Origin of the sequence: Sphingobium rhizovicinum, assembly GCF_042647625.1 — a bacterium.
Classification (GTDB): Bacteria; Pseudomonadota; Alphaproteobacteria; order Sphingomonadales; family Sphingomonadaceae; genus Sphingobium; species Sphingobium rhizovicinum.
Map to the genome: position 1 here is coordinate 122,297 of NZ_JBHRVU010000005.1, position 16,364 is coordinate 138,660.

Below are 16,364 nucleotides of genomic sequence, written 5' to 3' on the forward strand. Positions count from 1 at the left end.
CGGCACCAGTCCGCTCCCCCGCCCGGCCATCCAACGGCAGTATCTTATGGGTGGCCGGGTGGGGGAGCGGGCTGGTGCCGTATCAGAAATCGCTCTTTCGCGATTTCTCAAACCATCTCTCAGAGCATGAAATACAGGGTGAACGACCCGATCAGCGCATCCCTGAAATCCCCGGTGAAGGGCGGATTGTCGATATAGGACATGGCCGGCACGGCATAGACGCCATGAGTCACGCGCGCCGAATAGCTGGCGGTGACATTCGTCTGGTTGCGTGAGGCATATTGGCCCCGATCCCGCGCGCTTCTGACGGCGGCGTCGCCAAAGCTGTTGTAGACGGCTTTCAATGTCACCGTGTCGCGTGGCCGGCCGGGGATCATGCCGATGGCATAGGTGCGCAACTCATAGCTTTGGGTGAAGACATTCACGGCATCGGGCGCCCAGAAGGCGCTGGCCCCGGCATAGATGCCGGCGCCCGGCCGCCCCTTATCGGGCTGGGTCAGTTGATAGTCGATCGCGCCATAGAGATTGCCATTGGCGGATGTGCCCCGCCCGTCATGGCGGACATATTTCGAGTCATTGTAAAAGCCGCCGACCCGCGCCCAGAGGCTGTGTCGATTGGCTGAGGGCGCATGCTTTACCCCCAGTTCGGATATGTAGAGCATGCCCGCGCCCGGCTGGGAAAAGCGAAAGCCGCCCTTGTCATTGTTGAGTTCATCCACGCGCCCGCGCGGGCTGACGCTGCGTTGCAGGCCCGATCGCAGATAGACATTTTTGGCATGGAGCGTGACGTTGATGGCCGGCGTGGAGATGGGCGCGGCGCTAAGGCCCGCCGCCAGCGGCACCAGACCGTTCAGGCCCGCCGACAATATGGGGCTGCCGCCGGTGAACAGGCCGATATATTCGTCCATATTGTTGAGATAGCCCGCGCGGACCTCCAGCCGCCCGTCTGCCGTTTTCCCGTAAAGGGCCATGGTGCGCATTCGCACCGTGTCGGGGCTGTTCGGGCTGAAATTGGTGTAGGCCTGAATGATGCCGGCGCTAACCATCATGCCGTTCAGGCCGACTTTGCCCAGATCGAAATTGAAATTGAATGCGTTGCTGCTGTTCTGCACCGTGAAGCGCTGGCCGTTATAGAGCCATGGATCATGCGGCTGTCCGGTCGGCAGGAAGCCGTCCATGATTGTGGTGCTGCTGCGATGTTCAAAGCCGATGCCCAGATCGGCCAATGCGCTGCGAAAGCCGCCGGTATCCCGCAGCACGGTTTCGGACAGGGACGGATAGGTGGTGGTCAATCCCGGTTCGATCAGCGCGTCGAAGCGTTTGAACTTGTCGGCCGGGAGCGGCGCAGGCGCATCTTCAGCTTGCGAATGCTGTTGCGACTGCTCGTTTTCCGGCGCTGCCCAGGTGGCGCAGGGCAGGGCTGCAAGCCCAACCGTTGCAGACAATAGCAGGGGCAGGCCGCGACGCGGCAGGGGATGGGGGGCGGGCACGATTCTTCTCCTGATTATTTGGCGACCTTGGGGGAAAGCGAGGCCGGCTTTTTGCCGTACCTGCCGAGGCGAGCCACCGGGCCGCCCACGCCCTGTCCGGGCGTTATAGCGCCGTGACCGCTCATGGCGGACGCGGCGGGAGAGGCCGGTCGTCTCCCGGCAACGGCCTCAAAAATCAGGCCTTAATAAAAGGCCTTGTGCATCGGGCGATGCACGTGAACCGCCCGATGCCCCTTTTTGGGAATCAGGCGCGCGGGCTGTTCTGGATGACTTCGCCCGCATGCCAGCCCAGCGCCATGGCGGGGGCGTTGGTGTTGCCCGAAATCAGTCCTGGCATGGACGAACAGTCAACCACCCGCAGCCCTTCGACGCCGCGCACGCGCAATTGCGGGTCGAGCACGGCGTCGGCGTCCCCCATGGCGCAGGTGCCGACGGCATGGGTGCCGCACCGACCGAACAGGCGCAGCGCTTCCTCGATTCCCGCGTCCGTTTCATATTGGTGGCCGGGCAGCAGCTCTTCGCCGACATAAGGGGCGATCGCTCCTTGCTGGAGGATTTTGCGCATGTAGCGGATGGAGGCGATGCCGGTCTTCACATCTTCGGGCGTGGTCAGCCAGTTGGGTTTGATGATGGGCGCGGCAGCCGAACCCGCTCCGCCAATTTCAACCGACCCTTGCGATGTCAGCCCGATCAACTGGCCATAGAGCGTCATGCCCGGCTCATCCTCGGTTGCGGCCAGTTGCACCGGATTGTTCGCGTTCGTCACCCGCTTGAAGGTGAAGGCGCTCCAGAAGAGTTGCAGATCGGGGCGCGTGGCTCCGGCATGGCTGCGCACGAAAGCGCCGACTTCATAAGGGCCGGTCGCCATCGGGCCATCATGCTTCAGATAATAGCGCAGCACGTTGCCGACCAGACGCAGCCCCTGAAACTCGCGATTGTTGCCGGGCGCGCCGCGCAGTCGATGGGGCAGCGATATGCCCAGATGTTCGCGCAGATGATGGCCCACTCCGGCACGATCGGCCACGATGTCGATGCCGAACGCGGACAGGTGTGCGCCCCGGCCCACGCCCGACCGTTGCAGGATCAGCGGCGACACCACGGCGCCGGCGGACAGGATCACCTCGCCCGCCGCCGCGAAGAAGGCGGGGTGACCGTTCACGGTCGCCTCCACGCCCACGGCGCGCTTGCCTTCAAACCGAACGCGGTCGACATGGGCGCCGGTCACGACTTTGACATTGGGACGCCTGCTCGCTGGCTTCAGGAAGACGAGGGCGGCGCTTTGCCGTCTGCCCCGCCGGATATTGTGCGAATAATAGCCGATCCCTTCCTGATCCTCGCCATTCAGGTCGTCCTTGCGCTTGAGGCCCATCTGCTCGCCCGCGCGGATCATCGCTTCTGCAAGGGGATAGCGAAATTTGCCGCTGCTGATGTGCAGCGGACCGCCGACGCCACGGCCATCGCCAGCGCCGAGTTCATGATCCTCTATCGCCTGATAGGCGGCCTTCATCGTGTCCCAGCCCCAGCCGGTGGCGCCACGTGCGACCCATTGCCGGTAATCTTCCGGCTGACCGCGCACATAGATCATGCCGTTGATGGAGGAGGAGCCGCCCAGCCCCTTGCCGCGGACCCAGCTTTCCGTCGAGGGCACTTCGGGCAGGCGCCGCTGCTCCACCTGATAATGCCAGGCATATCTGGGGTTGGCGGCAACCTTGCCAATGCCCTTGGGCATATGGATCAGGGGGCTGTCATCCGTGCCGCCCGCTTCCAGCATCAACACGCTATGGCGGCCATTGGCGGATAGACGCTCCGCCAGCACGCAACCCGAAGACCCCGCGCCGACGATGATATAGTCCCAACTTTCCGCCACCTGAAGGCTCTCCTGCTTATGTGCTCCACAAAAAGTATAACATGATATTCTTTCTTGCAACCCGCTTTCGGGCTGTCGGTGGGATGGAAGAAGGCAGGCCTATGCTGTCGGTGCCGCTTGTCCCCGGTTTCGGCAATGGTCCTGCTCGGAGGAGGCCCTAAATTGCCATATCCAATCGGCGGCGATGCTCCGGGGGCAGGACAATATGGGCGCCCGCAATCAGCGCATCGACCTGCCCTACGCTGGTTGCGCTGGCGATGGGCGCCAATATGCCCGGCTTGTCCCGCACCCAGGCCATGGCGATGTCCGGCAGGCTGAGGCCGGTGTCGGCGGCGACGGCGTCCATCGCCGCCAAAATGGCCGGTCCGCCTCCTTCGACATAGGGGCGTAGCCAGGTTTCGCGTGGCGTGCCGATAATGTCCGTGGCCTTGCGATATTTGCCGGTCAGATAGCCGCCGCCCAGACCGTAAAAGGGCACGACCGCCAGGTCTTCCGCCAGCGCCAGTCGTTCCAGCGATCCTTCATAAGTGTCGCGGATGGCGAGATTATATTTGGGCTGGATCATCTGGAACCGGTGAAATCCGTTGGCGTCCGCGATGCGCAGCGCCTCCGCCAGTCGGTCCGCCGTGAAATTGGACGCGGCCAGCATGCGCACCTTGCCCTGCCGGACCAGCGCATCGAAGGCCGCCAATGTTTCCTCCAGCGGCACGCTCCGGTCGTCGATATGCGCGAAATAGATGTCGATCACGTCGGTCCCGAGCCGGCGCAGGGAGGCCTCAGCCGCCTCGGCGATTCGGGCTGCGCTCAGGCCGTTGCCGGCCGGCCCCTCCAGCAGGCCGACCTTGGTGGCGATGGTCATGGCGTTGCGCCGTCCGCTGGCCTTCAGCCATTGCCCGATCATCTGTTCGGACTCGCCACCTTCATGGCCCGGCGCCCAGGCCGCATAATAATCGGCGGTGTCGATCAGCGTGCCGCCTGCGTCGGCAAAGCGGTCCAGCACCGCGAAGCTGGCGGCGCGGTCAGCCGTCCAGCCAAAGACATTGCCGCCCAGCATCAGGGGCAGCGCGGGGCGATCGCCAATGGTCCACGCTATTTTGCCGATCGTCACGATGATTCTCCATCAATTTATCACGAGTATTATTTTTATCGCTTGAAGCATGAAACGCTCTGGCGCGCCAACCCTTTTGTCGACTATAGGGAAAAGCGGACGCGTTGCGTAATCGTTGCGAGAGAGGATGATGATGGTCGCCAAAGCGGAAAAGCAGGGGAATGTCCTTGGCTGAAGTCGCACTCATTCCTGCCCGCCCGCGATTCACCTGCCTTGCGGATATGATCGACGCGCAGGCGCAGCTTCATGGCGACAAAGCGGCGTTGCGTTTCCGCGCCCGCGAAAGCAGCTACGCGGACGTTGCGCGCCGCAGCCGTGCAGTGGCCGGCGCGTTGCGGACTTCGGGCTGCCACGCGGGCGATCGCGTCGGCTATCTCGGCAAGAATAGCGACATCTATTATGAATTGCTGCTCGGCGCGGCGCGCGCGGGTGTGACGCTTGTCCCGGTCAACTGGCGGCTCGCCATGCAGGAAGCGGCCTGGATATTGGAGGATGCGGGCTGCAAACTGCTGTTCGTGACGCCGGACCATGCCGATGGCATGATGAACCTCACGGCCAATCTGGCCCATCCGCCCCATGTCGTCATTATCGACGGTCCGGATAGCGCCTATGCGCCCTGGCTGGCGTCGGGCGTGGAAAGCGAAGCCTCCGACGTGCGGGATCCCGAATCCATCGCCGTCCAGATGTACACATCGGGGACGACGGGCCGACCCAAGGGCGCGCTGCTCAGCCAGCGGGCGCTGCTCGCCTTCCGATCGCTGCCGGAAGAGGCGCAGCCTGAATGGAATCGCTGGACGCAGGACGATGTCAGCCTGATCGTGATGCCGCAATTCCATATCGGCGGCACGGGCTTTGGCCTCCAGACATTGTGTGCCGGCGCGACCGGACTGGTGGCGGAAGAATTCAGCGCGGATCTTGTGCTCGATGCGATCGAACATCAGGGCCTGAGCAAATTATTCACCGTGCCCTCCGCGCTGCAACTCATCATGCGTCATCCGCGCGCGCGGCAGGTGGATTATGGCCGCATCCGCACCATCGTCTACGGCGCATCGCCGATGCCGCTGGATGTGCTGCGGGAAGCGATCGACATCTTCCAGTGCGGCTTTGTGCAGCAATATGGCATGACGGAGATGTGCGGGACCATTTCCGTCCTGCCGCCCGAAGATCATGCGGCGCAGGGCAATATCCGCATGACATCGGCCGGTCGGCCGCTGGATGGCGTGGAGATCGCCATCGTCGATCCGGAAGGGCGCCGGCTGGGGCCGGGCGAGAGCGGGGAGGTCATCATCCGTTCGCCCACCGGCATGACGGGTTACTGGAAGCTGCCCGAAGCGACGGCGGAGGCGTTGGGCGAAGATGGCTATTTCCGGTCGGGGGACGCCGGTTTTCTGGACGAAGACGGCTATCTCTACCTGCGCGATCGGATCAAGGACATGATCGTCAGCGGTGGGGAGAATGTCTTCCCCGCCGAAGTGGAGAATGCGATCCGGGGCCATGCCGATGTCGCGGAGGTTGCGGTGATCGGCGTGCCCGATCCGCTCTGGGGCGAAGCGGTGAAGGCCGTCATCGTGCTGCGCGAAGGTGCGATCGCCGATCAGGAAGCGATCCGCGGCTGGGCGCGCCTGTCCATCGCCGGGTACAAAGTGCCCAAAAGCATCGATTTCGTGGATGCGCTGCCCCGCAACGCTTCAGGCAAGGTGCTGCGGCGGGAATTGCGGGCGCCCTATTGGGTCGGGCGCGATCGGTCGGTGGCGTGAGGAGAGAAGGGCATGACTGACATGCTGAAGGGCAAGACTGGCCTCATCATAGGCGCTGGCACACGGGACAATATGGCGCAGGTCATCGCTCGTCGGCTGGCCCGTGATGGCGCGCGGATGATCGTCGCCGGGCGCGACGCGGCGGAACTGGAGCGGTTCGCGCAGGACATTGGTGGTGTGCCCGCGACCTGCGACATCACCAGTCAGGAATCGCTGGCGGCTCTGGCCGCCACGGCGCGGAATGCGGCTGGCGAACTGGACATTGTCGTCAACGCAACCGGATGGGGCCTGTTGAAGCCCTTTGCGCTGACCACCGACGCCGAGTTGCGGCGGATGACCGACCTTCAGTTCATCGGCCCCTTCCAATATTTTCAGGCGATGCTGCCGCTGATGCGCCGCGGTAGTTCGCTGATCCAGATCAGTTCGGCCACGGCGACGATCATGCTGGACAATCACACCGCCTATATGGGGACGAAGGCAGGCATCGACCATGTCGTGCGCTGCATCGCCAATGAATATGGACAATATGGTATCCGCGCCAATTCGGTGTCGCCGGGCATCACCGCCACGCCGATGGGCGCTGGCGCGAAGCTGGTGCCGGGCGTCTGGGAAACCTATGAAAGCCATTATCCGCTGGGCCGGGCGGGCACGGCGGATGACATTGCCGATGCAGTGGCCTGGCTGGCGAGCGACGGTTGCTTCATGAGCGGCCAGAATCTTCAGGTGAATGGCGGCCTGACCCTGCGTGGCAATCCGACCAGCGCGGAGGTGGACGCAGCCGTCATCGCCGCAACCGGCAAGCCGCGTCCGCGTCCATGGGAAAAGCTGGAGGGTTGAACGGTGGCGATCTACGAAACCGACCAGCCTGTGCTGTATGAACGGCGCGATGCGACGGCATGGATCGCGCTCAACCGGCCGGATTTTGCCAACTCGCAAAATGGACAGATGCTCTATGCATTGGACGCGGCCTTTGCGCGGGCGGTCGATGATCCGGATGTGCGGGCGATCATCCTGACCGGCAAGGGCAAGCATTTCTCGTCCGGGCATGACATTGGCACGCCGGGGCGCGATGCCGACCAGCCGGTTGAAGCGCGCCGGTCGCTCTGGGGCGATCATAGCGAGTTGGATGGCGCGGCTTTCGCCTATGTGCGGGAGCAGGAACTGTATCTGGGCCTATGCCGGCGCTGGCGGGATATTCCCAAGCCGACGATTGCGGCCGTGCATGGCGCCTGTATCGCGGGCGGATTGATGCTTGCCTGGATATGCGATCTGATTGTCGCCTCCCGCGATGCCTATTTTTCGGACCCGGTGCTGCGCATGGGCGTGCCGGGCGTCGAATATTTTGCGCATGCATTCGAGATGCACCCGCGCGTCGCGCGCGAATTCCTGCTTCTGGGCGATCGGATGAGTGCGGAGCGCGCCCATCAACTCGGCATGGTCAATCGGCTGGTGGAAAGGGACGCGCTGGAGACGGAGGCCGCCGCCATCGCAGAACGACTAGCCGCGCTGCCGCCCTTTGGCCTGACGCTGGCCAAGCAGGTGCTGAACCAGACCGAGGATGCGATGGGCAAGCGGACGGCGATGGACCTGGCCTTCAACGCCCATCATCTGGCGCACGCCCATGCGCAATTGACCACGGGCAGCGCGATCGGCGGGCAAACCGCCCGGTCGATCGCTGCCGGTTCGGATGCGGCCGCCGGCCGATCCGACAAGACGGCCGAATAAACATCTGATCTGGAGTGCATGACGACATGGATATAAAGGGCGTAGCCGCGATCGTGACCGGCGCTTCCTCCGGCCTTGGCAAGGCGACGGCGACATGGCTGGCGGCGCAGGGGGCGAAGGTCGCGATCTTCGACGTGAACGAGGACGCCGGCCGCGCGACAGCCGCCGAACTGGACGGCATTTACGTTTCTGTGAATGTGGCCGACGATGCCAGCGTCGCGGCGGGGCTGGATGCGGCTGAAGCGGCGCAGGGCGTCGCCCGCATCCTCGTCAATTGCGCGGGCATCGCGCCGGCGGTGAAGACCGTGGGCAAGGAAAATGCGCCGCACCCGCTGGATGTCTTTGCCAGGACCGTGACGGTCAATCTGGTCGGCAGCTTCAACATGATCGCCAAATTCTCCGCCCGGCTTGCGGCCGACGAGGAGGTCGAGGGTGAGCGTGGCGTGATCATCAACACCGCTTCGGTTGCGGCCTATGACGGGCAGATCGGTCAGGCGGCCTATTCGGCGTCGAAGGGCGGGGTGGTCGGCATGACCCTGCCGATTGCGCGCGATCTGGCGCAGCACAAGATCCGCGTGATGACGATTGCGCCGGGCATCTTCCTGACGCCGATGCTGGCGGCTTTTCCCCAGCATGTGCAGGATGCATTGGGCGCGCAGGTGCCCCATCCCAGCCGGCTTGGCCGCCCGGAAGAATATGCCCAGCTGGTCGAATCCATCATCCGCAACCCGATGCTGAATGGCGAAGTGATCCGTCTGGACGGCGCGATCCGCATGGCGCCGCGCTGATGGACGGCATCAGCCTGACGATCGAGGATGGCGTCGCCACGATCACCCTCGACCGCCCCGATGCCGGCAACGCCATCACCCTGCCGTTGGCGCATGCGCTGTTGGCGGCGGCGATCCGGTGCGAAACCGACAGGACGATCCGGTGCGTCGTGCTGACCGGGCGGGGACGGCTGTTCTGCGCGGGCGGTGACGTGCCGTTGCTGGCGGGGGCAGGGGCGCAGCGGCCGGCTGTGCTGAGCGAACTGATCGCAGTGCTGCATGCTGCGGTCCAGCGGCTGGCGCGCATGCCTAAGCCTTTGGTGACGCTGATCAACGGGCCTGCCGCTGGGGCGGGTTTCAGCCTCGCCATGCTGGGCGATGTCGCGATTGCGTGCCGTTCGGCCCATTTCACGGCGGCTTATGGGGCCATCGGCCTGACGGCCGATGCGGGGTTGAGCTGGCTGTTGCCCCGGCTGGTGGGGTTGCGCAAGGCGCAGGAAATCATCCTGACCAACCGCCGGATCAAGGCGGAAGAAGCGGCGGCCATCGGCCTTGTCACCCGCGTCGTAGAGGACGAAAAGCTTGCGGAGGAGGGCGCGACACTCACCCGCACGCTGGCCGATGCGCCGGTGGCGGCGCTGGGTGCGGCGCGCGCGCTGCTGACCGACAGTTTCGACCATGGTCTGGAGGCGCAACTCGACCGGGAATTGCGGTCGATGGTCGCGGCTGGCGCTGGCCAGGAAAGCGAAGAGGGGCTGCGCGCGCTGCTCGCCAAACGTCCCGCCAATTTCAGGAGCATATGAGCATGGCAGAAGCCTATATCGTGGAAGCTGCCCGCACGGCAGGCGGCAGGCGCAAGGGCGCGCTGGCGGGCGTTCATCCCGCTGATCTGGGCGCGGCGGTGGTCGATGCGCTGGTCGCCCGATCCGGCGTCGATCCGGCGGCGATCGACGATCTGATCCTGGGCTGCGTAACGCAGGGCGGCGAACAATCCTTCGCTTTCGGTCGCAATGTCGTGCTGGCGTCTTCCCTGCCCGACAGCGTGCCCGCCGTCACCATCGATCGGCAGTGCGGATCGTCGCAGCAGGCGCTGCACTTCGCTGCGCAGGCGGTGATGTCCGGCACGCAGGATCTGGTGATCGCGGCGGGCGCGGAAAGCATGACGCGCGTGCCGATGGGGTCCAACTATATGCTGCACGCGCAGGCGGGTATGGGAGAGGGGCCATGGCCACGCAGCATCCAGCAACGCTATGGCGTCACGGAGTTCAGCCAGTTCCACGGCGCGCAGGCGATTGCGGACAAATATGGTTTCACCCGAGAGGATATGGACGCCTACGCACTGGACAGCCATCGCAAGGCGGTCGCCGCGATTGCCGCAGGGGCCTTCGTCAAGGAAATCGTGCCGTTCCAGACAGCCGATGGCCGTTTCGCGCAGGATGAAGGCGTGCGCCCCGACGGGACGATGGAGGCGTTGGCGAGCCTGAAGACCCTGACCGAAGGCGGCACCATCACGGCGGGCAATGCCAGCCAGATGACCGATGGCGCGTCGGGCGTGCTGGTCGCCAATGAAGCGGCGCTGAAACGCCATAAGCTGACCCCGATCGCGCGGATCGTGAATCTGACCGTGACGGCGGGCGATCCAGTCATCATGCTGGAAGAACCGATCCCGGCGACCCGGCGCGCTTTCGAGCGGTCGGGGCTGAAGCTGGACGACATCGATTTGTTCGAGGTGAATGAGGCCTTCGCTTCCATCCCGATGGCCTGGCTGAAAGCGATCGGCGCCGATCCGGCAAGGCTCAACGTCCATGGCGGGGCGATCGCGCTGGGCCATCCATTGGGCGCCACGGGCACCAAGCTGATGACGACTTTGGTTCATGCGCTGCGCGCGCAGGGCAAGCGCTATGGCCTTCAGACCATGTGCGAGGGTGGCGGCATCGCCAATGTCACTATCGTAGAGGCGCTCTGAGCCAGCGCGCATGCAGCAATGAAGGATGATGATGGCAAATATCTATGTAGTCGATCGGGATGGCAGCGAACGCGCTGTCGAGGTGCAGGAGGGGCTGTCCCTCATGGAAGCCCTGCGGGACAATGGCTTTGATGAGCTGTTGGCGCTGTGCGGCGGATGCTGTTCCTGCGCGACCTGCCATGTCTATGTGACTCCGCCGGCGGACGGCGCGCTGCCGCCGCTGGGCGATGATGAAAATGATCTGCTCGACAGCAGCGACCATCGCCGGGATGACAGCCGCCTATCCTGTCAGATTGTTCTGAACGCGGGTCTTGATGGGCTGCGCGTCGCGATCGCACCGGAAGATTGACTGAACGAGAGGCATATCGTCATGGCAGAGAATTACGACGTCATCGTTCTGGGCTCCAGCCCCGGCGGCTATGTGGCCGCCATTCGTGCGGCTCAGCTGGGCCTGAAGACCGCCATCGTGGAGCGCGAAAATCTGGGCGGCATCTGCCTCAACTGGGGCTGTATTCCGACCAAGGCGCTGCTGCGTTCGGCCGAAATTTTCCACTATATGAGCCACGCCGGCGACTATGGTCTGGCCGCTGAAAAGATCAGCGCCGACATTGCCGCCGTGGTGAAGCGCTCGCGCGGCGTCGCCAGGCAGCTTAATCAGGGCGTCACGCACCTGATGAAGAAGAACAAGATCACCGTCCATATGGGCGACGGCAAGCTGGTGGCCAAGGGCAAGCTGACCGTCACCAAGGACGGCAAGACCGAAGAACTGACGGCGAAGAACATCATCGTCGCCACCGGCGCCCGCGCGCGCGACCTGCCCTTCGCCAAGGCCGACGGCAAGCGCGTCTGGACATACCGCCACGCCATGACCCCGCCCGAAATGCCGTCCAGGCTGCTGGTCATCGGCTCCGGCGCGATCGGCATCGAGTTCGCCAGCTTCTATAACGACATGGGCGCTGACGTGACCGTGGTCGAGATGATGGACCGCATCGTCCCCGTCGAGGACAAGGATGTGTCGGCCTTCCTCGAAAAGGCGCTGAAGAAGCAGGGCATGACCATCCTGACCGGCGCTGGCGTCGACAAGCTGGAGGTCGGCGCTACGGCCGTGAAGGCCGCGATCAAGGACAAGGATGGCAAGATCGTCAGCGGCGATTACAGCCATGTCATCGTCGCCATCGGCATCGTGCCCAATACCGAGAATATCGGTCTGGAAGACCTGGGCATCAAGACGGAGCGGGGCCATATCGTCACCGATCCGATGTGCAGGACCAGCGTCGATGGCATCTGGGCGATCGGTGACGTCACCGCGCCGCCATGGCTGGCGCACAAGGCAAGCCATGAGGGCGTGATCGCCGCCGAGGCCATTGCCGGCAAGCATCCGCATGCCATGGACGTGCGCAACATTCCGGGCTGCACCTATTGCCACCCGCAGATCGCCAGCGTGGGCCTGACCGAAGCCAAGGCGAAGGAAGCGGGTTACGAGGTGAAGGTCGGCATGTTCCCCTTCATCGGCAATGGCAAGGCGATCGCGCTGGGCGAGGCGGAAGGCTTCACCAAGACGGTGTTCGACGCCAGGACCGGCGAATTGCTGGGCGCGCACATGGTCGGCGCGGAAGTCACGGAAATGATCCAGGGCTACACGACGGCCAAGACGCTGGAGACGACCGAAGCGGAACTGATGCACACGGTGTTCCCGCATCCGACCATCAGCGAGAGCATGCATGAAAGCGTGCTCGCGGCCTATGGGCGTGCGCTCCATATCTGATCGAAATATTATGTCATCCGCTTGAACGCAGCCAAGGGCGCGTTCAAGCGATCCCCAGGCAATCGCAATCCGCTTTCGATCAAAAAATCAGATCCCTTGCTCTGTCCGCGGCGCACTGAATACGAATGCATCACGGCCTGATGGCGGCCCAGGGGTGGAAATCGGATCGCCAAACTCTTAGGCCGGACCCTCTTGATAGCTGATTGTGGGCAGTCATTTCCCATGATCAGCAACGAAAAAATAGGCCGGTGAGGGGATGTTACATGCATCGCAGTCAGGATGATGGGCTCAATCTGAAATCCATCTTCAAGAACAGACATGCTATTTCGCGATTTGCCATATCATCTGTATTTTTTTGTTCCTGTATTTTTGGTTCTGCTCCGGCTCGTGCGGAAGTCGTGGCGAAGGCCTCGTCTCCCAATGGCCGCATCACCCTGTCTATGAGCCTCGACAATGAGGGGCGCCCCAGCTATGCGGTGCAGCGCGACGGCAAGCCGTTGATCGCGGACAGCCGCCTCGGTTTCATGTTTACCGACGCGCCCAAGATCGAGCGCAATCTGACACTCGCAGGCACGCAAACCGCGCGGCATGACTCAACATGGACCCAGCCCTGGGGCGAATGGTCCATTATTCGCGACCATCACAATGAAATGCGCGTCACTTTCCGGGAAAAGGGCGATCTTCAGCGTCAGATGGACGTGACCTTCCGCCTGTTCGACGATGGCGTGGCCTTCCGCTACACTCTGCCGGATCAGGCCAATCTTCACCATGCCAACATCGCCGAGGAATTGACCCAGTTCGCCTTTGCAGAGGGCGGCACCGCCTGGTGGAAGCCTGCGTTCGAGTGGAACCGGGAGGAATATCTTTACAATAAGACGCCCCTTGATGCGGTGAGCACCGCGCAAACGGTCATGACGGTGAAGCTCGCCAGCGGCATTCATGTCGCGCTGCACGAAGCGGCGCTTGTCGACTATAGCGGGATGAATCTCGCGCGCGCGCAGGGCAATGTCTTCCGCGCGGCGCTGACCCCCGGTTCCGGCGCGCCCAAAGTCTCCCGCGACGCCGGCTTCTCGACGCCGTGGCGCACCATCGCCATCGCGGACGATGCGGCAGGCCTCTACATGAACCACATGATCCTGAACCTGAATGAACCCAACAAGCTGGGCGAAGTGTCGGACTGGATAAAGCCGGGCAAGTTCGCCGGCGTGTGGTGGAACATGATCAAGGGTGACTGGACATGGGCGCGGGGACCAAAGCATGGCGCGACTACGGCCAATGTCCGCCGCTATATCGACTTCGCTGCCGCCAACGGTTTTTCCGGCGTTCTGGTCGAAGGCTGGAATGTGGGATGGGACGGGGACTGGTTCGGCAATGGCAATGCGATGAATTTCTCGCAGCCCACCGATGACTTTGATGCCGATGCGCTTACTGCCTATGCGAAGGCAAAGGGCGTGCGCCTGATCGGGCACCATGAAACGGGCGGCTCGGCCAGCCATTATGACGGGCAACTGGACAGCGCCTTCAAATGGGCCTCCGATCATGGGGAGCAAGTCGTCAAGACCGGCTATGTGACCGACGCCGGCCAGATCGAGCGGGTCGATCCGGACGGCTCCCGGCATCGCGAATGGCATGAGGGGCAGTGGATGGTGAACCACTATCTGCGCGTCGTGCAGGCCGCGTCCAAATATAAGATCAGCATCGACAGCCATGAGCCGGTGAAGGACACGGGTTTGCGGCGGACCTATCCAAACTGGGTTGCGCGGGAAGGTGGCCGCGGCATGGAATATAATGCCTGGATCGGTGGCAAGAACCCCCCGGAGCATGAGGCTAACCTCGTCTTCACGCAAATGCTGGGCGGCCCGATGGACTTCACGCCCGGTGTCCTCAGCCTGACCGGATCGGAAGGAAGCGCAATCCAGTCGACCATTGCGAAGCAACTGGCGCTCTATGTCGTCCTTTATTCGCCCTTCGTCATGGCCGCGGATACGCCGGAAAATTACGCCAGATACCCCGGTCCGTTCAAATTCATCAAGGATGTGCCGACGGACTGGGCGGACAGCCTGGTCCTCAACGGTGAAGTCGGCGATTATGTGACCATCGCTCGCAAATCAAAGGGCAAAGGGGACTGGTATATCGGATCGATTGGTGATGAAGAGCCGCGATCCCACAAGATCAATTTGTCGTTTCTCGACGATGGGGCAAGCTATACGGCCGAAATATATCGCGATGGAAGCGATGCCGATTATCGAAGCGATGCGCGACATTCCATCGTCATGGAGAAGAAGGCCGTCAGGAAAGGCGAAAGTCTGCAGATCGATCTGGCGCCAGGCGGTGGGCAGGCGATCAGGATTTACAAAAATTAGACCACATGGACATGCTCGCGGGGCAGGGGACTGCCCCGCGATGCAGTAAGAGGCTGTTTGGAAAATCGTTGGCGGGGGTTTTCGCGAGGCTCTGCGTCTGATTCAGGCTCTGGATGTGGACCTATCAGAGCCGAGGACGCATGGCCCAGATTGCCAAGAAGATGAAGCGCTATCACAGCGATCTGACCGATGAGGAATGGGATCGCCTGGCGCCCCTGATGCCCAAGCCGGGGCGCCGGGGCCGTCCACGCGAGGTGGATTTTCGCGAGGTAATCAACGCCGTGCGCTACCTTGTTCGGTCTGGCTGTGGGTGGCGGATGCTGCCGATGCATTTCGGGGCATGGCAGACGGTTTATGGCTGGTTCCGTAAACTGGCTCGCAGGTTCCTGTTCCAGACGATCCACGACATCGAACTGATGCTCGATCGCGATCGCCAAGGGCGAGAGACCAGTCCGAGCGCAGCAGTGATCGACAGCCAGTCGGTCAAGGCGCCATCGGCAGAAAAGCGTGGGTTCGACGCAGGCAAGAAGCTTGTCGGGCGTAAGCGGCATATCGCCGTCGATACCGATGGACGGCTGCTGATGGTCAACCTGACCACTGCTGAGATTTCGGACAGCGCGGGTGCCCAGACTATCCTCGATGGCATCCGCAAACGCTGGCCCTGGATCAAACATCTCTTCGCCGATGGCGCCTATGACCGCCTCAAGCTCATGGACAAGGCAAGCTATCTGGAGTTCGTCGTTGAGGTCATTCGACGCAGCGATCAGCAGCAGGGCTTCAAGGTTCTGCCCCGACGATGGGTCGTTGAGCGGACCTTTGGCCGGATGATCTGATGGCGCCGATTGGTCCGCGATGACGAGAAGCGCATTGACGTCTCGCAGGCCATGATCCTCGGCGCCATGGGCGGAAATCTCCTACGCCGAAATGTTCACCCCTGATTTTCCAAACGGACTCTTAGAGGCCGTGCAGTCGTCTGCAGGCTTCTGGATTGAGCATCCCGTCGCGAAATCCCAGACAGAGATATGGATGGACTGGCAGCATAGCTGCAAAAAATGGCCTGACGGACAGCCGGATGGCTCGGTTGAGGTGGCGAATTGGAGCGTCTTTTTCCGCCTCGTTTGAGCGAGCTTTCGTGTCCGGAGGAGGGTATAGACGATCATTGTCATGAGCGTATGGCGATGCAATCCGGTTTATGAACGACGTTCGGAATGATTGAGACCGAGCGTCCTTGAGTTGCTGATGCGCTTGTTCGCAGATCCAGCGCGCCTTGGTGGCGCCAGCGACGTCCTTGATCGGCGTGTCGGCGGAAAAGTTCGGAAGATCGTATTTGCGTTCGCCGCTTGAGCGGTGCTCACCCACCATCCAGGCATCTTCGCTGCGCCTGCGGCGCCGTGGCTGATGATTTTCCGGCTGATGAGATACCCCGAACGCAGGCAGAGTAACTCTGCCTGCTTCAGCGCGTAAGCAACCTGCTCTTCGGTATAGCGATTGATATTCGACATGCTCCTTCAACGCGAGAATTCCGGCAACGGAACGCTCTCATTCAAACCGGAGGA

Annotated in this window: 12 protein-coding genes and 2 pseudogenes; 10 read left to right on the forward strand and 4 right to left on the reverse strand. The window is 62.7% G+C overall.

What is annotated here, in order from left to right; all coding sequences use genetic code 11:
• Positions 1 to 119 precede the first annotated feature (119 nt).
• The 3 genes from ACFOKF_RS19440 to ACFOKF_RS19450 all read right to left on the reverse strand — a co-directional run bounded on the left by ACFOKF_RS19440 (position 120) and on the right by ACFOKF_RS19450 (position 4,465).
• Positions 120 to 1,490, reverse strand: coding sequence for a carbohydrate porin (locus ACFOKF_RS19440; RefSeq protein WP_380798038.1), 1,371 nt, complete (start codon positions 1,488 to 1,490; stop codon positions 120 to 122).
• A gap of 244 nt (positions 1,491 to 1,734) precedes the next feature.
• The gene (locus tag ACFOKF_RS19445; RefSeq protein ID WP_380798039.1) at positions 1,735 to 3,357 is read right to left on the reverse strand and encodes a GMC family oxidoreductase; all 1,623 of its coding nucleotides are present in this window, start codon (positions 3,355 to 3,357) and stop codon (positions 1,735 to 1,737) included.
• A gap of 157 nt (positions 3,358 to 3,514) precedes the next feature.
• Positions 3,515 to 4,465, reverse strand: a complete 951-nt coding sequence (locus ACFOKF_RS19450) for an aldo/keto reductase (protein ID WP_380798040.1) — start codon at positions 4,463 to 4,465, stop codon at positions 3,515 to 3,517.
• Between the two features lie 167 nt (positions 4,466 to 4,632).
• On the opposite strand from ACFOKF_RS19450, the gene ACFOKF_RS19455 reads away from it, so the two are divergent.
• The 10 genes and pseudogenes from ACFOKF_RS19455 (at position 4,633) to ACFOKF_RS19500 (ending at position 15,746) form a co-directional block, all read left to right on the forward strand.
• The gene (locus ACFOKF_RS19455; protein ID WP_380798041.1) at positions 4,633 to 6,222 is read left to right on the forward strand and encodes a long-chain-fatty-acid--CoA ligase; all 1,590 of its coding nucleotides are present in this window, start codon (positions 4,633 to 4,635) and stop codon (positions 6,220 to 6,222) included.
• A gap of 12 nt (positions 6,223 to 6,234) precedes the next feature.
• Complete coding sequence (locus ACFOKF_RS19460) at positions 6,235 to 7,059, forward strand: SDR family oxidoreductase (RefSeq protein ID WP_380798042.1); 825 nt, start codon at positions 6,235 to 6,237, stop codon at positions 7,057 to 7,059.
• A gap of 3 nt (positions 7,060 to 7,062) precedes the next feature.
• Positions 7,063 to 7,947 carry an enoyl-CoA hydratase gene (locus tag ACFOKF_RS19465; RefSeq protein ID WP_380798043.1) on the forward strand — a complete coding sequence of 295 codons (885 nt, stop codon included), beginning with the start codon at positions 7,063 to 7,065 and terminating at the stop codon, positions 7,945 to 7,947.
• A gap of 26 nt (positions 7,948 to 7,973) precedes the next feature.
• A complete protein-coding gene (locus ACFOKF_RS19470; RefSeq protein WP_380798044.1) occupies positions 7,974 to 8,735 on the forward strand; it encodes an SDR family NAD(P)-dependent oxidoreductase in 762 nt (253 codons plus the stop codon).
• Positions 8,735 to 9,517, forward strand: coding sequence for an enoyl-CoA hydratase/isomerase family protein (locus ACFOKF_RS19475; RefSeq protein ID WP_380798046.1), 783 nt, complete (start codon positions 8,735 to 8,737; stop codon positions 9,515 to 9,517). The genes ACFOKF_RS19470 and ACFOKF_RS19475 overlap by 1 nt, the downstream gene beginning before the upstream one ends.
• 2 nt (positions 9,518 to 9,519) lie before the next feature.
• The gene (locus ACFOKF_RS19480) at positions 9,520 to 10,680 is read left to right on the forward strand and encodes an acetyl-CoA C-acetyltransferase (protein WP_380799311.1); all 1,161 of its coding nucleotides are present in this window, start codon (positions 9,520 to 9,522) and stop codon (positions 10,678 to 10,680) included.
• Positions 10,681 to 10,711: 31 nt separating this feature from the next.
• Positions 10,712 to 11,029 (forward strand): 2Fe-2S iron-sulfur cluster-binding protein, encoded by a 318-nt coding sequence (locus ACFOKF_RS19485; protein ID WP_380799312.1) that lies wholly within the window; start codon positions 10,712 to 10,714, stop codon positions 11,027 to 11,029.
• Between the two features lie 21 nt (positions 11,030 to 11,050).
• Entirely contained in the window at positions 11,051 to 12,445 is a 1,395-nt protein-coding gene (lpdA, locus tag ACFOKF_RS19490; protein WP_380798048.1) for a dihydrolipoyl dehydrogenase, read from the forward strand.
• A gap of 398 nt (positions 12,446 to 12,843) precedes the next feature.
• Complete coding sequence (locus tag ACFOKF_RS19495; RefSeq protein WP_380798050.1) at positions 12,844 to 14,808, forward strand: glycoside hydrolase family 97 protein; 1,965 nt, start codon at positions 12,844 to 12,846, stop codon at positions 14,806 to 14,808.
• 113 nt (positions 14,809 to 14,921) lie between these two features.
• A pseudogene (locus tag ACFOKF_RS19500) lies at positions 14,922 to 15,746 on the forward strand (IS5 family transposase).
• A gap of 117 nt (positions 15,747 to 15,863) precedes the next feature.
• Here ACFOKF_RS19500 and ACFOKF_RS25670 read toward each other — a convergent pair.
• Positions 15,864 to 16,182, reverse strand: a pseudogene (locus tag ACFOKF_RS25670) (IS701 family transposase); the annotation flags it as partial.
• Positions 16,183 to 16,364: the final 182 nt, after the last annotated feature.